13 protein-coding genes and 2 pseudogenes are annotated in these 14079 nt (G+C 70.8%); 12 read left to right on the top strand and 3 right to left on the bottom strand.

Features of this window, described 5'->3' with window-relative positions:
* Positions 1 to 3 precede the first annotated feature (3 nt).
* The 5 genes and pseudogenes from ABKA17_RS24615 to ABKA17_RS24600 form a co-directional block, all read left to right on the top strand.
* Entirely contained in the window at positions 4 to 894 is an 891-nt protein-coding gene (locus ABKA17_RS24615; RefSeq protein ID WP_353694384.1) for a TauD/TfdA dioxygenase family protein, read from the top strand.
* A gap of 132 nt (positions 895 to 1026) precedes the next feature.
* A complete protein-coding gene (locus ABKA17_RS24610; RefSeq protein WP_353694383.1) occupies positions 1027 to 2406 on the top strand; it encodes an amino acid permease in 1380 nt (459 codons plus the stop codon).
* A gap of 128 nt (positions 2407 to 2534) precedes the next feature.
* The gene (locus tag ABKA17_RS24605) at positions 2535 to 3176 is read left to right on the top strand and encodes a superoxide dismutase (protein ID WP_353694382.1); all 642 of its coding nucleotides are present in this window, start codon (positions 2535 to 2537) and stop codon (positions 3174 to 3176) included.
* A gap of 190 nt (positions 3177 to 3366) precedes the next feature.
* A pseudogene (locus ABKA17_RS47980) lies at positions 3367 to 3691 on the top strand (MMPL family transporter); the annotation flags it as partial.
* Positions 3686 to 3871 (top strand): annotated as a pseudogene (locus ABKA17_RS24600) (response regulator transcription factor); the annotation flags it as partial. The pseudogenes ABKA17_RS47980 and ABKA17_RS24600, both read left to right, overlap by 6 nt.
* A gap of 14 nt (positions 3872 to 3885) precedes the next feature.
* On the opposite strand, the gene ABKA17_RS24595 reads toward ABKA17_RS24600, so the two are convergent.
* From ABKA17_RS24595 to ABKA17_RS24585, 3 genes are read right to left on the bottom strand one after another with little or no spacing between them, the layout of a single operon-like run.
* Entirely contained in the window at positions 3886 to 4662 is a 777-nt protein-coding gene (locus ABKA17_RS24595) for an SAM-dependent methyltransferase (RefSeq protein ID WP_353694381.1), read from the bottom strand.
* Between the two features lie 12 nt (positions 4663 to 4674).
* Positions 4675 to 5316 (bottom strand): histidine phosphatase family protein, encoded by a 642-nt coding sequence (locus tag ABKA17_RS24590; RefSeq protein WP_353694380.1) that lies wholly within the window; start codon positions 5314 to 5316, stop codon positions 4675 to 4677.
* The gene (locus ABKA17_RS24585; RefSeq protein WP_353694379.1) at positions 5313 to 6752 is read right to left on the bottom strand and encodes an FGGY-family carbohydrate kinase; all 1440 of its coding nucleotides are present in this window, start codon (positions 6750 to 6752) and stop codon (positions 5313 to 5315) included. Before ABKA17_RS24585 ends, ABKA17_RS24590 begins: the two co-directional genes overlap by 4 nt.
* 168 nt (positions 6753 to 6920) lie before the next feature.
* Here ABKA17_RS24585 and ABKA17_RS24580 point away from each other — a divergent pair, with 168 nt between their 5' ends.
* From ABKA17_RS24580 to ABKA17_RS24550, 7 genes are read left to right on the top strand one after another with little or no spacing between them, the layout of a single operon-like run.
* A complete protein-coding gene (locus ABKA17_RS24580; protein ID WP_353694378.1) occupies positions 6921 to 8342 on the top strand; it encodes an ABC transporter substrate-binding protein in 1422 nt (473 codons plus the stop codon).
* Positions 8343 to 8348: 6 nt separating this feature from the next.
* On the top strand, positions 8349 to 9230 hold the full coding sequence (locus ABKA17_RS24575; protein ID WP_353694377.1) for a carbohydrate ABC transporter permease: 882 nt from the start codon (positions 8349 to 8351) through the stop codon (positions 9228 to 9230).
* Positions 9227 to 10057, top strand: coding sequence for a carbohydrate ABC transporter permease (locus tag ABKA17_RS24570; protein ID WP_353694376.1), 831 nt, complete (start codon positions 9227 to 9229; stop codon positions 10055 to 10057). The genes ABKA17_RS24575 and ABKA17_RS24570 overlap by 4 nt, the downstream gene beginning before the upstream one ends.
* Positions 10054 to 11139 (top strand): ABC transporter ATP-binding protein, encoded by a 1086-nt coding sequence (locus ABKA17_RS24565; protein ID WP_353694375.1) that lies wholly within the window; start codon positions 10054 to 10056, stop codon positions 11137 to 11139. The genes ABKA17_RS24570 and ABKA17_RS24565 overlap by 4 nt, the downstream gene beginning before the upstream one ends.
* Positions 11136 to 11957: a DeoR/GlpR family DNA-binding transcription regulator gene (locus ABKA17_RS24560; protein WP_353694374.1), complete on the top strand. Its 822-nt coding sequence runs from the start codon at positions 11136 to 11138 to the stop codon at positions 11955 to 11957. Before ABKA17_RS24565 ends, ABKA17_RS24560 begins: the two co-directional genes overlap by 4 nt.
* Positions 11935 to 13017: an ABC transporter ATP-binding protein gene (locus tag ABKA17_RS24555; protein ID WP_353694373.1), complete on the top strand. Its 1083-nt coding sequence runs from the start codon at positions 11935 to 11937 to the stop codon at positions 13015 to 13017. Before ABKA17_RS24560 ends, ABKA17_RS24555 begins: the two co-directional genes overlap by 23 nt.
* A complete protein-coding gene (locus ABKA17_RS24550) occupies positions 13014 to 14045 on the top strand; it encodes a 2-hydroxyacid dehydrogenase (protein WP_353694372.1) in 1032 nt (343 codons plus the stop codon). The genes ABKA17_RS24555 and ABKA17_RS24550 overlap by 4 nt, the downstream gene beginning before the upstream one ends.
* Positions 14046 to 14079: the final 34 nt, after the last annotated feature.

The following is a 14079-nucleotide window of genomic DNA, read 5'->3' as shown; positions in this document are numbered from 1 at the left end:
CCCATGAGCATCGAGATCACCAAGGTCACCGCCCACATCGGCGCCCGTGTCTCGGGCGTCGACATCGCCAAGCCGCTCGACGAGGAGACGGTCACCGCTCTGCGCGAGGCCCTCAACGTCCACAAGGCGCTCGTGTTCGACGAGGTGAACCTGGACGACGAGGGCCAGCAGGCCTTCGCCCGCCACTTCGGCGACCTCACCACCGCCCACCCGACGGTGCCCGCCGTCGACGGCGTCCCCAACGTGCTGCCCGTCGACAGCGAGCAGGGCAGCGCCAACCACTGGCACACGGACGTCACCTTCGTCCTCAACCCGCCGCAGGCCAGCACCCTGCGCAGCATCACGCTCCCGCCGTACGGCGGCGAGACCCTGATCACCAGCTCGGCGGCCGCCTACCGCAGCCTGCCGGAGCCGCTGCGGAAGCTGGCCGACACGCTGTGGGCCGAGCACACCAACGACTACGACTACGCGGTCCCGGCGGAGGACATCGACGAGGAGAGGGCCGCCCAGCGCGCCCGGTTCACGTCGATCAAGTACCGCACCGCGCACCCCGTGGTCCGCGTGCACCCGCTGACCGGTGAACGCGGGCTGTTCATCGGCGGGTTCGCCCAGCGGATCGTGGGCCTGTCGGTGGGCGAGTCCCGCACGCTGCTGGACCTGCTCCAGTCGTATGTGACCAGGCCGGAGCACATCCTGCGGCACCGCTGGTCCGAGAACCAGCTCGTGCTCTTCGACAACCGCATCACCCAGCACTACGCCGTCGACAACTACGACCGGCAGGCGCGCCGGCTGCACCGGGTGACCGTCGCCGGTGACATCCCGGTCGGCATCGAGGGCAAGGAGAGCTACTCGGTGGAGGGCGACGCGTCGCACTACACGAGCGTGGCGGCGTAGTCACGGTCCGTACGGCACAGTCACGTTCCGTACCGGACGCGTCCGGATAGTGGGCGGTCTCCCCTTCTGGCCAGGGAGGCCGCCCAGACTGTGGGCGTTTTTGCCGTCTCACGCACTGGACGAACCACGCCCATGCCCAGCACCACCTCCGTCGAGGCTTCACAAGAGCCGGACGTCTCCCTCTCCCACGGCCTCAAGCAGCGCCATCTGTCGATGATCGCCCTCGGTGGTGTCATCGGCGCGGGCCTGTTCGTGGGCTCCGGCGCGGGGATCGCCGCCGCCGGTCCCTCGATCGTCCTCGCCTACACCCTCTCCGGCCTCCTCGTGATGCTGGTGATGCGGATGCTCGGCGAGATGTCGGCCGCGTATCCCTCCTCGGGCTCCTTCTCCGCGCACGCCGAGCGCGCGATCGGACCGTGGGCCGGTTTCACCGCGGGGTGGTCCTTCTGGATCCTGCTCTGCACGGCCGTGGGCCTGGAGGGCATCGGCGCCGCGAAGATCGTGACGGGCTGGCTGCCGGGGACACCGGAGTGGGCCTGGGTGGCGCTGTTCATGGTGGTCTTCTGCGCGACGAACCTCGCCGCGGTGAAGAACTTCGGCGAGTTCGAGTTCTGGTTCGCGGCCCTGAAGGTCGGTGCGATCAGCCTGTTCCTGGTGCTGGGCGTGCTGGCGATCGCGGGCGTGCTCCCCGGCACGGACTCCCCCGGGACGAGCCACCTCACCAACTTCCTGCCCAACGGCGGCGAGGGGCTCGTCATCGGCGTCCTCGCCTCGGTCTTCGCGTACGGCGGTCTGGAGACGGTGACCATCGCGGCGGCCGAGTCGGAGGACCCGGTGAGGGGCGTGGCGAGCGCGGTCCGTACGGCGATGTGGCGCATCGCGCTCTTCTACATCGGCTCGATGGCGGTCATCGTGACCCTCGTCCCCTGGGACTCCGAGGCGGTCGTCGACAAGGGTCCCTACGTCGCCGCCCTCGACCAGCTCGGCATCCCCGGCGCCGGCCGGCTGATGGACGTGGTCGTGCTGGTGGCCCTGCTGTCCGCGATGAACGCCAACATCTACGGCTCCTCCCGGATCGCCTACTCCCTGGTCGCGCGCGGCCAGGGCCCGCGGGCGCTGGGCCGGGTCTCCGGCGGCGTCCCGCGCGTGGCCGTCCTCGCCTCCAGCGTCTTCGGCTTCGTCTGTGTGGTGCTGAGCTACTGGCGTCCCGACGACGTCTTCTCCTGGCTCCTCAACATGATCGGCGCGGTGATCCTGGTCGTCTGGGGCTTCATCGCCGTCTCCCAGCTCCGGCTGCGCGGGCGGCTGGAGCGCGAGGCCCCCGAGAAGCTGACCGTGCGGATGTGGGCGTTCCCGGTGCTGACCTGGGTGGCGATGGCGGGAATGGCCGCGATCTTCGTACTCATGGCACGGGAGCCGGGCACCCGGGTGCAGCTGTACTCGACCGGCGGCATGACGCTGCTCCTGGCGGCGACCGGCTACGCCTGGCAGCGCGGACGCGCCACGCGCTGAGGCGCCCGACGATCCGCAGCCGACGGCCCGAAAGCCCCCGTGTGATCCCCACGGGGGCTTTTTGCTGTTAGCTTGTTATTGCAAGCTAGTTGCAACAAGCGCACAGGCTCTTGAGGGGACCCGTCTTCATGCCCGTCTACACACTCCCGGAACTGCCCTACGACTACTCCGCGCTCGCCCCCGTGATCAGCCCCGAGATCATCGAGCTGCACCACGACAAGCACCACGCGGCGTATGTGAAGGGCGCGAACGACACGCTGGAGCAGTTGGCGGAGGCGCGGGACAAGGAGTCATGGGGGTCGATCAACGGCCTGGAGAAGAACCTGGCCTTCCATCTGTCCGGGCACATCCTGCACTCGATCTACTGGCACAACATGACCGGTGACGGCGGCGGCGAGCCGCTGGCCGTGGACGGGGTGGGCGACCTCGCGGACGCCATCACCGAGTCGTTCGGGTCCTTCGCCAACCTCAAGGCCCAGCTGACCAAGGCCTCCGCCACCACCCAGGGTTCGGGCTGGGGCGTCCTCGCCTACGAGCCGCTCAGCGGGCTGCTGATCGTCGAGCAGGTCTACGACCACCAGGGCAACGTCGGCCAGGGGTCGGTGCCGATCCTCGTCTTCGACGCCTGGGAGCACGCCTTCTACCTCCAGTACAAGAACCAGAAGGTCGACTTCATCGAGGCCATGTGGGCCGTCGTCAACTGGCAGGACGTGGCCCGCCGTTACAAGGCCGCCAAGTCCCGCGCGGATGTGCTGCTGCTGGCGCCCTGAGGCGCGCGTGAGTCGTCCTGCCTCGTGATCGTCTTCTCAACCTTCACCGGCAGGCGGAAAGACGGAGAGCCCCCGCGAGGACGTGACTCGCGGGGGTTTTCCGCACCCTGAGGGTCAACCGATCGGTGGACGCCACGTTCCACCGAGCACCCGTGTCGGCCAACTGGCCTGCTCAACCAGGCTGTTGGACATGAAATCACTCACCGTACGCATGGCGCGGAGCAGCGCCCGGCACCCCTGGCGGGCGCTCGTCGGCTGGCTGGTGTTCGTCGTGCTGTGCCTGGCCGCGGGCAGCGCCGTCGGGATGAACAGCGCCCGGACGGCGGACTACCGAGCAGGTGCTGATCTCCGCCCGGTCGGGCGCCCTGGACGAGCGGGCCGCCGACGCCGCCGCACGCGAACTCACCGCACGGATGACCCGGTTGCCCGAGGTCGCGAGCGTCGCCGAGCCGGCCCGCTCCCGCGACGGGCGGATCCTCATGGTCGAGGTGGCGATCAAGGGCGAGGAGCGTGAGACGGACGTCCTGGGCGCGGTGGCCGACGGGCTCACCAACGCCGAGATCGGCAGACGTCTCGTCATCACGGAGGCCACGGTCAAGACCCACCTCCTGCGCCTGTTCGCCAAGCTCGACGTCAACGACCGGACGCGGGCCGTGGTCGTGGCGATGGAACGCGGGCTGCTGAGACGGCCGTGACCTCCCGGGCGGCGTCAGGGCTTGCGGCCCACGCCTCCGTGCTGCCCGATCGGCTCCGGCTGCGCGTCGCCGTCCGGGCGCCACAGGGGCACCGACACGACGCCGGGCTCCACCAGCTCCAGGCCCTCGAAGTACCCGGTGATCTGGTCGACCGGGCGCAGGAAGTACGGGACGGCACCGGTCTCGTTGTAGGCGTCCTGGGCCTGCTCGTAGTCCGGGTCGGTGCCCCGGGACCCTTCGTTGAGCGAGAGGTAGCTGCCCGAGGGGAGGCCGGCGAGAAGACGCGTGAGCAGGTCACGGGCCTGGTCGTAGTCGGTGACGTGACCGAGGATGCCGCTGATGATCAGGGCGGTCGGCCGGGTCAGGTCGAGGGTCTTGGACGCCTCCGCGAGGATGCGCTCCGGGTCGTAGAGGCTGAGGTCCTCGTAGGCGGTCACGCCCTCCGGCGTGGAGGTGAGCAGGGCGCGGGCGTGGGCCAGGACGAGCGGGTCGTTGTCGACGTAGACGATCTTCGACTCGGGGGCGTGGCGCTGGGCGACCTCGTGGGTGTTGTCGACCGTGGGGAGGCCGGTGCCGACGTCCAGGAACTGCCGTACGCCCGCCTCCTGCACCAGGTACCGGATGCTGCGGCCGAGGAAGGCGCGGCTGCTGCGGGCGATGGTGACGATGCCGGGGAAGACGGCGGTGTAGGCATCGCCCGCCGCCTCGTCCACGGGGTAGTTGTCCTTGCCGCCCAGCCAGTAGTTCCAGATGCGGGCCGAGTGGGGTACCGAGGTGTCGATCTCCGTCATGCGCCCATGGTGCTACGACTCGCCCTGCTCACACGGCACATTGAGGGAGAGAAGTCCGACGGAATCCTCGCTGGTCACACGGAGTTCGGTGACCGCCGCGTTGTGTAGCCGGGGAAGCACCCTGCGGTACTCGGGCAGGGGGATGTGCAGCAGTTCGCACAGCACCAGACGGAGCAGGGTGTTGTGGGCGACGACCAGGACGCGTCCGCCGGGGTGGGCGGCGGCGATGCGGCGCAGGGCGCCGGCGCCACGGGCGGCCGCCGCCCTCGGGTCCTCGGCGCCGGGGAAGGGGTGCGCGACCGGATCGGCGCGGAAGGCCTCCGCCGCCGCCGGGTCCTCGGCCGCGAACTCGGCGAGGGTACGGCCCTCCACCACCCCGAAGTCACATTCGCGCAGGCCGGGTTCGCGGTGCGGGGTGAGGCCGAGGGCGTCGCAGGCGGGCTGTGCGGTGATGACCGCGCGGGAGACCGGGGACGTCCAGATCGCGTCGACGGGATGCGCGGCGGCCCAGCGGCCCAGCGCCTCGGCCTGGGCGCGGCCGGTGTCGGTGAGCGCGACGTCGCTGACCCCGGCGTAGCGGTTCTCGGCGTGCCAGACGGTCTGCCCGTGGCGGGCCAGCAGAAGGGTGGTGGCGGGTGCGCCGGGGGTGCTCATGACTCGGCAGTATCCAGGTTCAGGCGGCTGCGCGCGTGCGCCGCGACCGGCGACGGCAGCCAGCCGCGCGCGGCGAGTTCGTCGACCAGTCGGGCGTACGGCTCCGCGAACACGGCCGTGCGGGCGGGCCGCGGTGCCACGACCGTGCGGACGCGGACCATGCGCTCGGCGACGTCCGCGAGCGCCTCGCCGGTGACGCCGTGGGCGGCCAGCGCGGCCATGCCCAGAGCCGGTTCGGTCTGTTCCGGTACCCGGGCGGGGCGGCCCAGGACATCGGCGCGCAGCTGGTTCCAGTAGGGGCTGCGGGCGCCGCCACCGGTGAAGGTGAGGGTGCCGTCGAGGGGGGCGCCGAGGTGGTGGAGGTAGTCCAGACAGAGGCGTTCCGCGAAGGCGACGCCCTGGAGCAGGGCGGCCCACAGGTCGGCGTCGCCCGCGGGTTCGCCGAGGACCAGGGCGGTGGCGTCGGGGGCGAGGAAGGGGAACCGTTCGCCCGGGGAGACGAGCGGGTAGGTGATCGCACCGGCCGGTTCGTGCGCCGCCGCCTGCCGGTCCATCGTCGCCGGGTCCGCCCCCGAGAACGCCGCCGTCAGAACACCCGCGCCCACGCTGGACGCGCCGCCGGGCAGCCAACTCCCGTCCGGTGCGCGGTGGTTGTAGACGACGCCGGTGGGGTCGTGGACGGGGACGCAGGCGGCTCCCTTCAGCACGAGGGTGGTGCCGAGTACGGAGTTCCAGGAGCCCTCGCGCAGGGCGCCGGAGGCGATCTGGGCCGCGCAGCCGTCGGTCATACCCGCGATCACGGGCGTGCCGGCGGGGACACCGGTGGCCTCGGCGGCGGCCGCGCAGACCTCGCCGAGGAGCGTGCCGGGGCGTACGACGTCGGGCAGTACGAGGGCGCCGGGGAGGGTGGGGGCGTCGGGCCAGGCCTCGCCCCGCACGTCGTACCCCGTCTTCAGGGCGTGGCTGGAGTCGGTGGGGACGGGCCGGCCGACCAGGCGGGTGGTGACGAGGTCGGGCTGGTGGGTGACCGTCCCCGGCCTGTGCTTGCGGGCGAGCCACAGGGCCTTGGGCAGTCCCCAGGTGTGCTGTACCGCGAGGCCCGCCGAGCGCAGCCGCTCCGCCTCGGCCCAGGCTCGCCCGTCGTCGTACATCAGGGCGGGGGTCGCGGGGTGTCCGTCGGGGTCGGTCAGCAGGACGGTCCCGGACGTGCCGCACACCGCGAGGCCGCCGATGCGGGGCCCTTCGCGGAGTGCCGCCCGGGACGCCGCGCACACCGCCGCCCACCACTCCCCCGGGTCCTGTTCGTGCCGGATCCCGTCGCGCCGCCCCGCCAAGGGGGCCGTACCGCTGCCGAGAACCCCACCGTCGGCGCCGACCACCAGGGCGCGGACGCTCTGCGTACCGAGGTCGATCCCCAGCCACGCCTCCTGCGACATCTCGGCCTCCCGCACATCACAAACCGTGAACTTCTCACTCTGCACCGAGATTTACCCGTGCGCGAGGGATTGACGGCCATCTTCCGGCGTTACACCCTCTGTTATCGAGTCGACTCGACGCGTTATCCCGCATGGCACACCGGACCCAGCCCCACCTGGAGGTCACGGATGGACACGCACGCGCACGACCGCCGACGGTTCCTCGCGATCGGTGCCGCCCTCGCCGCGGCCCCCGTCCTGTCCGCCTGCGGTGCCGGGTTCGGCGGGGACGACGACAAGGCGGACGGCTCGGCCGCGGACGACGTCACCGGCTCCTTCGACTGGCGGCGCGAGAAGGGCACGACCGTCAAGGCGCTGCTCAACAAGCACCCGTACACGGACGCCCTGATCGCCGACCTCAAGGCGTTCACCGAGAAGACCGGCATCAAGGTCGAGTACGACGTCTTCCCCGAGGACAACTACTTCGACAAGCTCACCGTGGACCTGGCCGGCGGCCGCGCCTCCTACGACGTCTTCATGCTCGGCGCGTACATGGTGTGGCAGTACGGGCCGCCGGGCTGGCTGGAGGATCTCGGGCCGTGGATGCGCAACTCCGCCGCCACCGGCGCCGAATGGGACCAGGCCGACTTCTTCCCCAACCTGCTCCAGGCCGACCAGTGGTCACTGAAGGCGGGCGCTCCGCTCGGGCAGGGCGGGCAGTACGCGCTGCCGTGGGGGTGGGAGACCAACGTCGTCGCCTACAACACCGAGGTGTTCAGGAAGCTCGGCCTCCGACCGGCCGAGACCTTCGACGAGTTGCGGGACATCGCGGGCGCCATCAAGGACAAGGCGCCCGGCGCCGGGTTCGACGGCATGTACGGGATCGCCGTGCGCGGCTCCCGCAGCTGGGCCACCATCCACCCCGGCTTCATGACCATGTACGCCCGCAACGGGCTGAAGGACTTCACGGTCAGCGGTGAGAAGCTCACACCCGCGATGAACACCCCGGAGGCGATCCGCTTCACCGAGGACTGGGCGGCCATGGTCAAGCAGGGCGGGCCGCCGTCCTGGACCTCGTACAGCTGGTACCAGTGCTCCAGCGACCTCGGCGCGAAGAAGGCCGGGATGCTGTTCGACGCCGACACGGCCGCCTACTTCCAGGCGGTGCAGGGGGCCTCGCCCGCCTCCGGGAAGATCGCCTTCCATCCGGGGCCCAAGGGTCCGGGCGGGTCGCTCGCCACCAACATGTGGATCTGGTCGCTCGGCATGAACGCCAAGAGCAAGAAGAAGAGCGCCAGTTGGCTGTTCCTCCAGTGGGCCACCGGCAAGGAGCATCTGCGCAGGAGCGCGATCACCCACAACCACATCGACCCGGTGCGGAAGTCGGTCGCCGACGACCCCGCGTACAAGGACAAGATGAAGAGCCTGCCCGGTTTCATCGAGACCTTCGAGGCGGTCGTCGACCAGACGAAGATCCAGTTCACTCCGCAGGCGCAGTTCTTCGACGCCACCACCAGCTGGGCCGCGGCCCTCCAGGAGATCTACGGCGGCAAGGGCGCCGAGTCGGTGCTGAACGGCCTGGCGGGCGACCTCGCCGACAAGGTGGGCTGACCGGCGATGCGGCTCGCCCTGCGTCCGTACCTCCTGATCATCCCCGCGCTGCTGCTGACCTGCGGGATCCTCTATCCCTTCGGACTGGGCCTGTACTACACGCTGTTCGACTTCTCGGCGAGCAAGCCGCAGCCGGACATGGTGCGGTTCGAGAACTACCAGACCGTCTTCACCCAGGAGGCCTTCTGGAACTCGGCCTGGGTGACGGTGCTGTACGCGGTCGGCGCGGCCGCGGTGGAGACGGTCCTCGGTGTCACCGTCGCCCTGCTGCTCCACCGCTCGTCGATCGTCGGCCGGGTGCTGGAGAAGATCCTGATCCTGCCGCTGATGATCGCCCCCGTGATCGCGGCGATCATCTGGAAACTGATGCTCCAGCCGTCGGTCGGAGTCGTCAACCACCTGCTGGAACCGGTCGGGTTGGGCGGTGTGCAGTGGACGGACACCCCCACCGGGGCGCTGCTGTCGTCGATCGCCGTGGACGTGTGGGTCTACACCCCGTTCGTCGCGATCCTCGCCCTCGCAGGGCTGCGGTCGCTGCCCACCTCCCCCTTCGAGGCGGCGGCCGTCGACGGCGCGAGCTGGTGGTACACCTTCCGGCGGCTGACCCTGCCGATGCTGTGGCCGTACGTCCTGGTCGCGGTGATCTTCCGGTTCATGGACTCGCTGAAGGTCTTCGACATCATCTACGCCCTCACCGAGGGCGGGCCCGGCGATTCCACGGTCGTGCTCCAGATCCGGGCCTACCTGGAGGCGATCCGCTTCCAGCGGTACTCCTTCGGGATCAGCTACACGATCGTGCTGTGGGCCGTGGTGTACCTGGCCGCGATGGTGCTCGTACGCCATCTCGGGAAGATCCAGCGGAAGGCGGCGGAGGTGGGCCCCGAATGAGCTTGCGCAGACGCCTGTCGGGCTGGCTGGCGGACGCCGCCCTGATCCTCTACTTCGTCTTCGCGCTCTTCCCGATCGCCTGGATGATGATCCTCTCCCTGAAGCCCGCCAACCAGCTCTTCAGCACCTACTTCTCCTTCTCCCCCACCCTCGACGGCTACCGCACGGTCCTCGGCGACAGCGAGGGCATCCCGTTCGTGCGGTTCTTCGTCAACAGCCTGGTGGTGTCGCTGGGGGCGGTGCTGCTGTCGCTGCTGGTCGGACTGCCGGCGGCGTACGCGTCGGCGCGGTGGCGGTTCAAGGGCTCCGAGAACCTGATGTTCACCCTGCTGTCGTTCCGGTTCGCGCCCGAACTGACCGTGATCATCCCGCTGTTCGTGCTGTACCAGAAGCTCGGACTGTTCGACACGTACGTCGGCATGATCTGGGTGCTCCAACTGGTCACCCTGCCGCTGATCGTTTGGATCATGCGGTCGTACTTCGCCGATCTGACCCCGGAGCTGGAGCAGGCGGCCCTGCTCGACGGCTACACCCGCAGACAGGCCTTCTTCAAGGTGGCCCTGCCGCTGGTCAAACCGGGGGTCGCGGCCGTGTCGCTGCTGGCCTTCATCTTCGCCTGGAACAACTTCGTCTTCCCGCTCATCCTCACCTCCAACGAGGCCCAGACCGTGACCGTCGGCGCCCTGTCCTTCCTCGGCGGCGACCGCCCCAAGTACAACCTCACGGCCGCGGCGGCCCTCGTCTCCGTCGTACCGCCGCTGCTGCTCGCGCTGACGATCCAGCGGTATCTGGTGCGGGGGCTGTCGTTCGGGGCGGTCAAGTCGTGATCGGGCTGCGCGGGATCAGGAAGACGTACGGGAAGGTCACCGCCCTCGACGGGCTCGAACTGGACGTCCAGGAGGGGGAGTTCTTCTGTCTGCTCGGGCCGTCGGGGGCCGGGAAGACCACGACGCTGAAGACCGTCGCGGGGCTGGAGCTCCCCGACTCCGGGACCGTCGAGATCGACGGGAAGGACATGAGGGACGTCGAGCCCTACGACCGCGGTGTCGCCATGTGCTTCGAGAGCTACGCCCTCTATCCGCACAAGTCGGCGTACGACAACCTCGCCTCCCCCCTGCGCTCCCCCCGGTACCGGCTGCCGGCCGTCGAGGCCCGGGCGCGGATCGGCGAGATCGCCGAACTCCTCGGCATCGGCGGCCTGTTGGACCGCCCGGTCGGGCAGCTCTCCAACGGGCAGCGCCAGCGCGTCGCTCTCGGCCGGGTCCTGGTCCGCCCCGCCCGCGCCTTCCTGCTCGACGAGCCGCTGTCCCACCTGGACGCGAAACTGCGCCAGCAGATGCGGGCGGAACTGAAGGCGATCGGGGCCGTCCGACGGACCACCACCCTCTACGTCACCCATGACTCCGTGGAGGCACTGGCGCTCGGCGACCGGATCGGGGTGATCCGTCAGGGGCGGATCGTGCAGACGGGGACCCGGGAGGAGATCTGGTACCGGCCCCACGACACCGAGGTGGCGCGGGCGTTCGGGCGGCCCCGGATCAACCTGCTGCCGGGGACCGTGACCGAGGACGGGGGGTTCCGGTCGGCGGACGGCAAGGTCGAGCTCCCCCTCGCGGCCGGCGCCCCGGCCGGGACGGACGTCCTCGTCGGCGTACGCCCCCGGGACATCGCCCTGAACGGCCAGGGCCTCGAACTCACCGGCACCGTCTACGTCACCGAGGTCCTCGGCCGGGCCGTCGAGGTCACCGTCCGGCTCGGCGAGCAGCGGGTGTCCCTGGTCGCCCCGCGCGCCGACACGACAGGGCTGCGCCCCGACGATCCGGTACGACTGACGCTCCGGCCTGAGAACCTGCTGCTGTTCGAGGCCGACCGGCCGGAGCGCCCAGGACGACGGATCGGGACACGATGAGCAGCAACACACCGCAGGGCCCCGCCGCCCGCCAGACCGCCATGGCCGAGCAGGTGCTGGCCGAGGGCTCGGCGACCGCGGCGGAGCTCGCCGAGCGGTTCGGGGTGAGCCTGATGACGATCCACCGGGACCTCGACGAGCTCGAACGGCAGGGCATCGTCCGCAAGTCCAGGGGCGGCGTGACCGCGCAGCCGTCCGGTGTCTTCGAGTCGAACGTGCAGTACCGCCTGAAGACCATGCGGGCGGAGAAGGCCGCCGTCGCCGACCACGCGCTGAAGCTCGTCGAGCCGGGCATGGCGATCATGCTCGACGACTCGACCTCCACCCTGGAGATAGCCCGCCGCCTCCGCCTCGGCGAGATCACCCCGCTGACGGTCGTCACCAACTTCCTGGAGGCCCTCAACCTCCTGGCCGACCAGCGCGGCATCCATCTGATGGCGCTCGGCGGCGACTACGACCCCCTGCACTCCTCGTTCCTCGGTGTGTCCTGCGTCGAGGCGGTGCAGTCGCTGCGCGTGGACGTGTGCTTCGCGTCCACGTCGGCCGTGCACGGGGGGTACGCCTACCACCAGGAGCAGCACATCGTGTCGGTGAAGCGGGCCATGCTCGACTCGGCGGCCCGCAACGTCCTGCTGATCGACCACACCAAGCTCGCCCGGACCGCCCTGCACCGCGTCGCCCCCCTCTCCCGCTTCGACCTGGTGCTGGTCGACGACGGGGCACCGGCGGACGCGCTGCGGGACCTGGACGAGCACAAGGTCCGTTACGAGGTCTGTGCTACGAGGGGCGGCGACGATGACCCGGCTGGAGCTGCGTGAGCTGCGCAAGACGTACCGTTCGCGGGGGCGCCCCGCGGTGGAGGCCGTGCGCGGGATCGACCTCACCCTGCGGTCGGGGGAGCTGCTGGGGCTGCTGGGCCCCTCCGGGTGCGGCAAGTCGACCACGCTGCGGATGATCGCCGGGCTGGAGACGGTGACCGGCGGGGACATCCTGGTGGACGGGGCGTCGGTGGTGGACCGTCCGGCCCAGCGGCGGAACATGGGGGTGGCGTTCGAGAACTACGCGCTGTATCCGCCGCTGACGGTGGCGGAGAACCTGGCGTTCGGGCTGAAGGCGCGGCGGCGCTCGGCACGCGGCGACGTCACCGGGAAGGTGGCGGACATCGCCGGGCGGGTGGGCCTGAGCGACCTCCTCGAAGCCCGGCCGGCGGGCCTGTCCAGCGGCCAGAAGCAGCGCGTGTCCCTGGCCCGGGCCCTGATCCGCGAGCCGGACGTGCTGTTGCTCGACGAGCCGCTGTCCCACCTGGACGCGGCCCAGCGCGACACCACCCGCCGCGAACTCAAGCGCATCCAGCGGGACTTGGGCCATACGACGATCCTGGTCACCCACGACCAGGAGGAGGCCCTCTCACTCGCCGACCGGATCGCCGTGATGAAGGACGGCGTGATCCAGCAGCTCGGCACGCCGTACGAGATCTACGACAGCCCGGCCAATGTCTTCGTGGCGGACTTCGTCGGCGAGCCGGCGATCAACCTGCTGCCCGGTGTGGCGACCGGCGACGGCCGCGCCCGCCTCTCCGACTCCGTCCGGGTCGCGCTGCCGGTGCCGGTGGCGGCGGGCCGGGAGGTGGTGGTCGGGATCCGCCCGGAGGATCTGCGGCTGTGCCCGTCTCCGGCCGAGGGGGACCTGCCCGCCCGGGTCGTGGCCCACGAGCCGCTCCTGGAGTCGGGCATCGCGACGCTGGCCCTGGACGGCCTGGAGCTGGTCGTCCTCACCGACCCGGATGTGCGCCCGGCCCACGGCGACACCGTCCACGTCACCGCCGACCCGGACCTCACCCATGTCTTCGACGCCGAGACGGGAGACACCCTGCGATGAGCGAGATCCTGCGGATCACGGCGGCCGGGGACCACTTCGTCCTGCCGGACCTGATCACCCGCGCGGTGACCGACGAGCTCGGCGAACGGCGCGTGGAGGTACGTGAGTTGACGCTGGGCTGGCCCCTGGAACCGTTCGGCCCGGTGGCCGAGGTGCAGGAGGCCAGTGACGCCGAGGACGCCATGATCGAGGCGCTGGCCGGGGCGGAGGTCCTGGTCACGCAGATGGGGCCGGTCACCGAGCGGGTCCTCGCCGCCGGCACCGATCTGAAGCTGGTCGTCGTCTGCCGGGGCGGCCCGGTGAACGTCAACCTCGATGCCGCGAAAGCCCATGACGTGCGGGTCTGCTTCACACCCGGCCGCAACGCCGCCGCCACCGCCGAGTTCACGGTGGGCCTGCTCCTCGCCGCCCTGCGCCGCATCCCCCAGGCCCACAACCTCCTCGCCGAACAAGGGAGTTGGGCGGGATCGGCGTACTACACGTACGAGAACAGCGGCCTCGAACTGGAGGACCTGCCCGTCGGACTGGTCGGCTACGGGGCGGTGGGCAGCCGGGTGGCCCGGGTGCTCTGTGCCTTCGGCGCGCAGGTCATGGTCTACGACCCCTATGTCCGCGGCGAGATCCACGGGCTGCGCGTGACGTCCCTCGACGAACTCCTGCGCAGGTCCGACGTGATCACCCTGCACGCCCGCCTCACCCAGGAGACCCGGGGCCTGATCGGCGCCCGGGAACTGGCCCTGCTGCCCCCGGGCGCGGTCGTGGTGAACGCGGCCCGCGGGCCCCTCCTGGACGAGGACGCGCTGTGCGACGCGCTGGCGAGCGGGCGGTTGTCGGCGGCGGCGCTGGACACGTACGCGACGGAGCCGGTGCCGCCCGGCTCACGGCTGCTGGGCCTGGCGGACCGCGTGGTGATGACCCCGCATCTGGGCGGGGCCTCACGCGCGGTGGCGCGGAAGGCGGCGCGGATCGCGGCGGAGGAGGTCGGCCGCTGGGCCCGGGGCGAACCCCTGGCCCACGGACTGGGATAGCCGCCGCCCAGAGCCACTGTCCGCACCCGGCACA

The sequence above is a fragment of the Streptomyces sp. RG80 genome (genome assembly GCF_040446465.1).
Classification (GTDB): domain Bacteria; phylum Actinomycetota; class Actinomycetes; order Streptomycetales; family Streptomycetaceae; genus Streptomyces.
Note: the sequence above shows the minus strand (reverse complement) of the source record. Positions and strands in the feature narration are given on the sequence as shown.

Coding starts and splice junctions, on each gene's coding strand:
- ABKA17_RS24615 (WP_353694384.1), top strand. CDS start 4: ATGAGCATCGAGATCACCAAGGTCACCGCCCACATCGGCGCCCGTGTC.
- ABKA17_RS24610 (WP_353694383.1), top strand. CDS start 1,027: ATGCCCAGCACCACCTCCGTCGAGGCTTCACAAGAGCCGGACGTCTCC.
- ABKA17_RS24605 (WP_353694382.1), top strand. CDS start 2,535: ATGCCCGTCTACACACTCCCGGAACTGCCCTACGACTACTCCGCGCTC.
- ABKA17_RS24595 (WP_353694381.1), bottom strand. CDS start 4,662: ATGACGGAGATCGACACCTCGGTACCCCACTCGGCCCGCATCTGGAAC.
- ABKA17_RS24590 (WP_353694380.1), bottom strand. CDS start 5,316: ATGAGCACCCCCGGCGCACCCGCCACCACCCTTCTGCTGGCCCGCCAC.
- ABKA17_RS24585 (WP_353694379.1), bottom strand. CDS start 6,752: ATGTCGCAGGAGGCGTGGCTGGGGATCGACCTCGGTACGCAGAGCGTC.
- ABKA17_RS24580 (WP_353694378.1), top strand. CDS start 6,921: ATGGACACGCACGCGCACGACCGCCGACGGTTCCTCGCGATCGGTGCC.
- ABKA17_RS24575 (WP_353694377.1), top strand. CDS start 8,349: ATGCGGCTCGCCCTGCGTCCGTACCTCCTGATCATCCCCGCGCTGCTG.
- ABKA17_RS24570 (WP_353694376.1), top strand. CDS start 9,227: ATGAGCTTGCGCAGACGCCTGTCGGGCTGGCTGGCGGACGCCGCCCTG.
- ABKA17_RS24560 (WP_353694374.1), top strand. CDS start 11,136: ATGAGCAGCAACACACCGCAGGGCCCCGCCGCCCGCCAGACCGCCATG.
- ABKA17_RS24555 (WP_353694373.1), top strand. CDS start 11,935: ATGACCCGGCTGGAGCTGCGTGAGCTGCGCAAGACGTACCGTTCGCGG.
- ABKA17_RS24550 (WP_353694372.1), top strand. CDS start 13,014: ATGAGCGAGATCCTGCGGATCACGGCGGCCGGGGACCACTTCGTCCTG.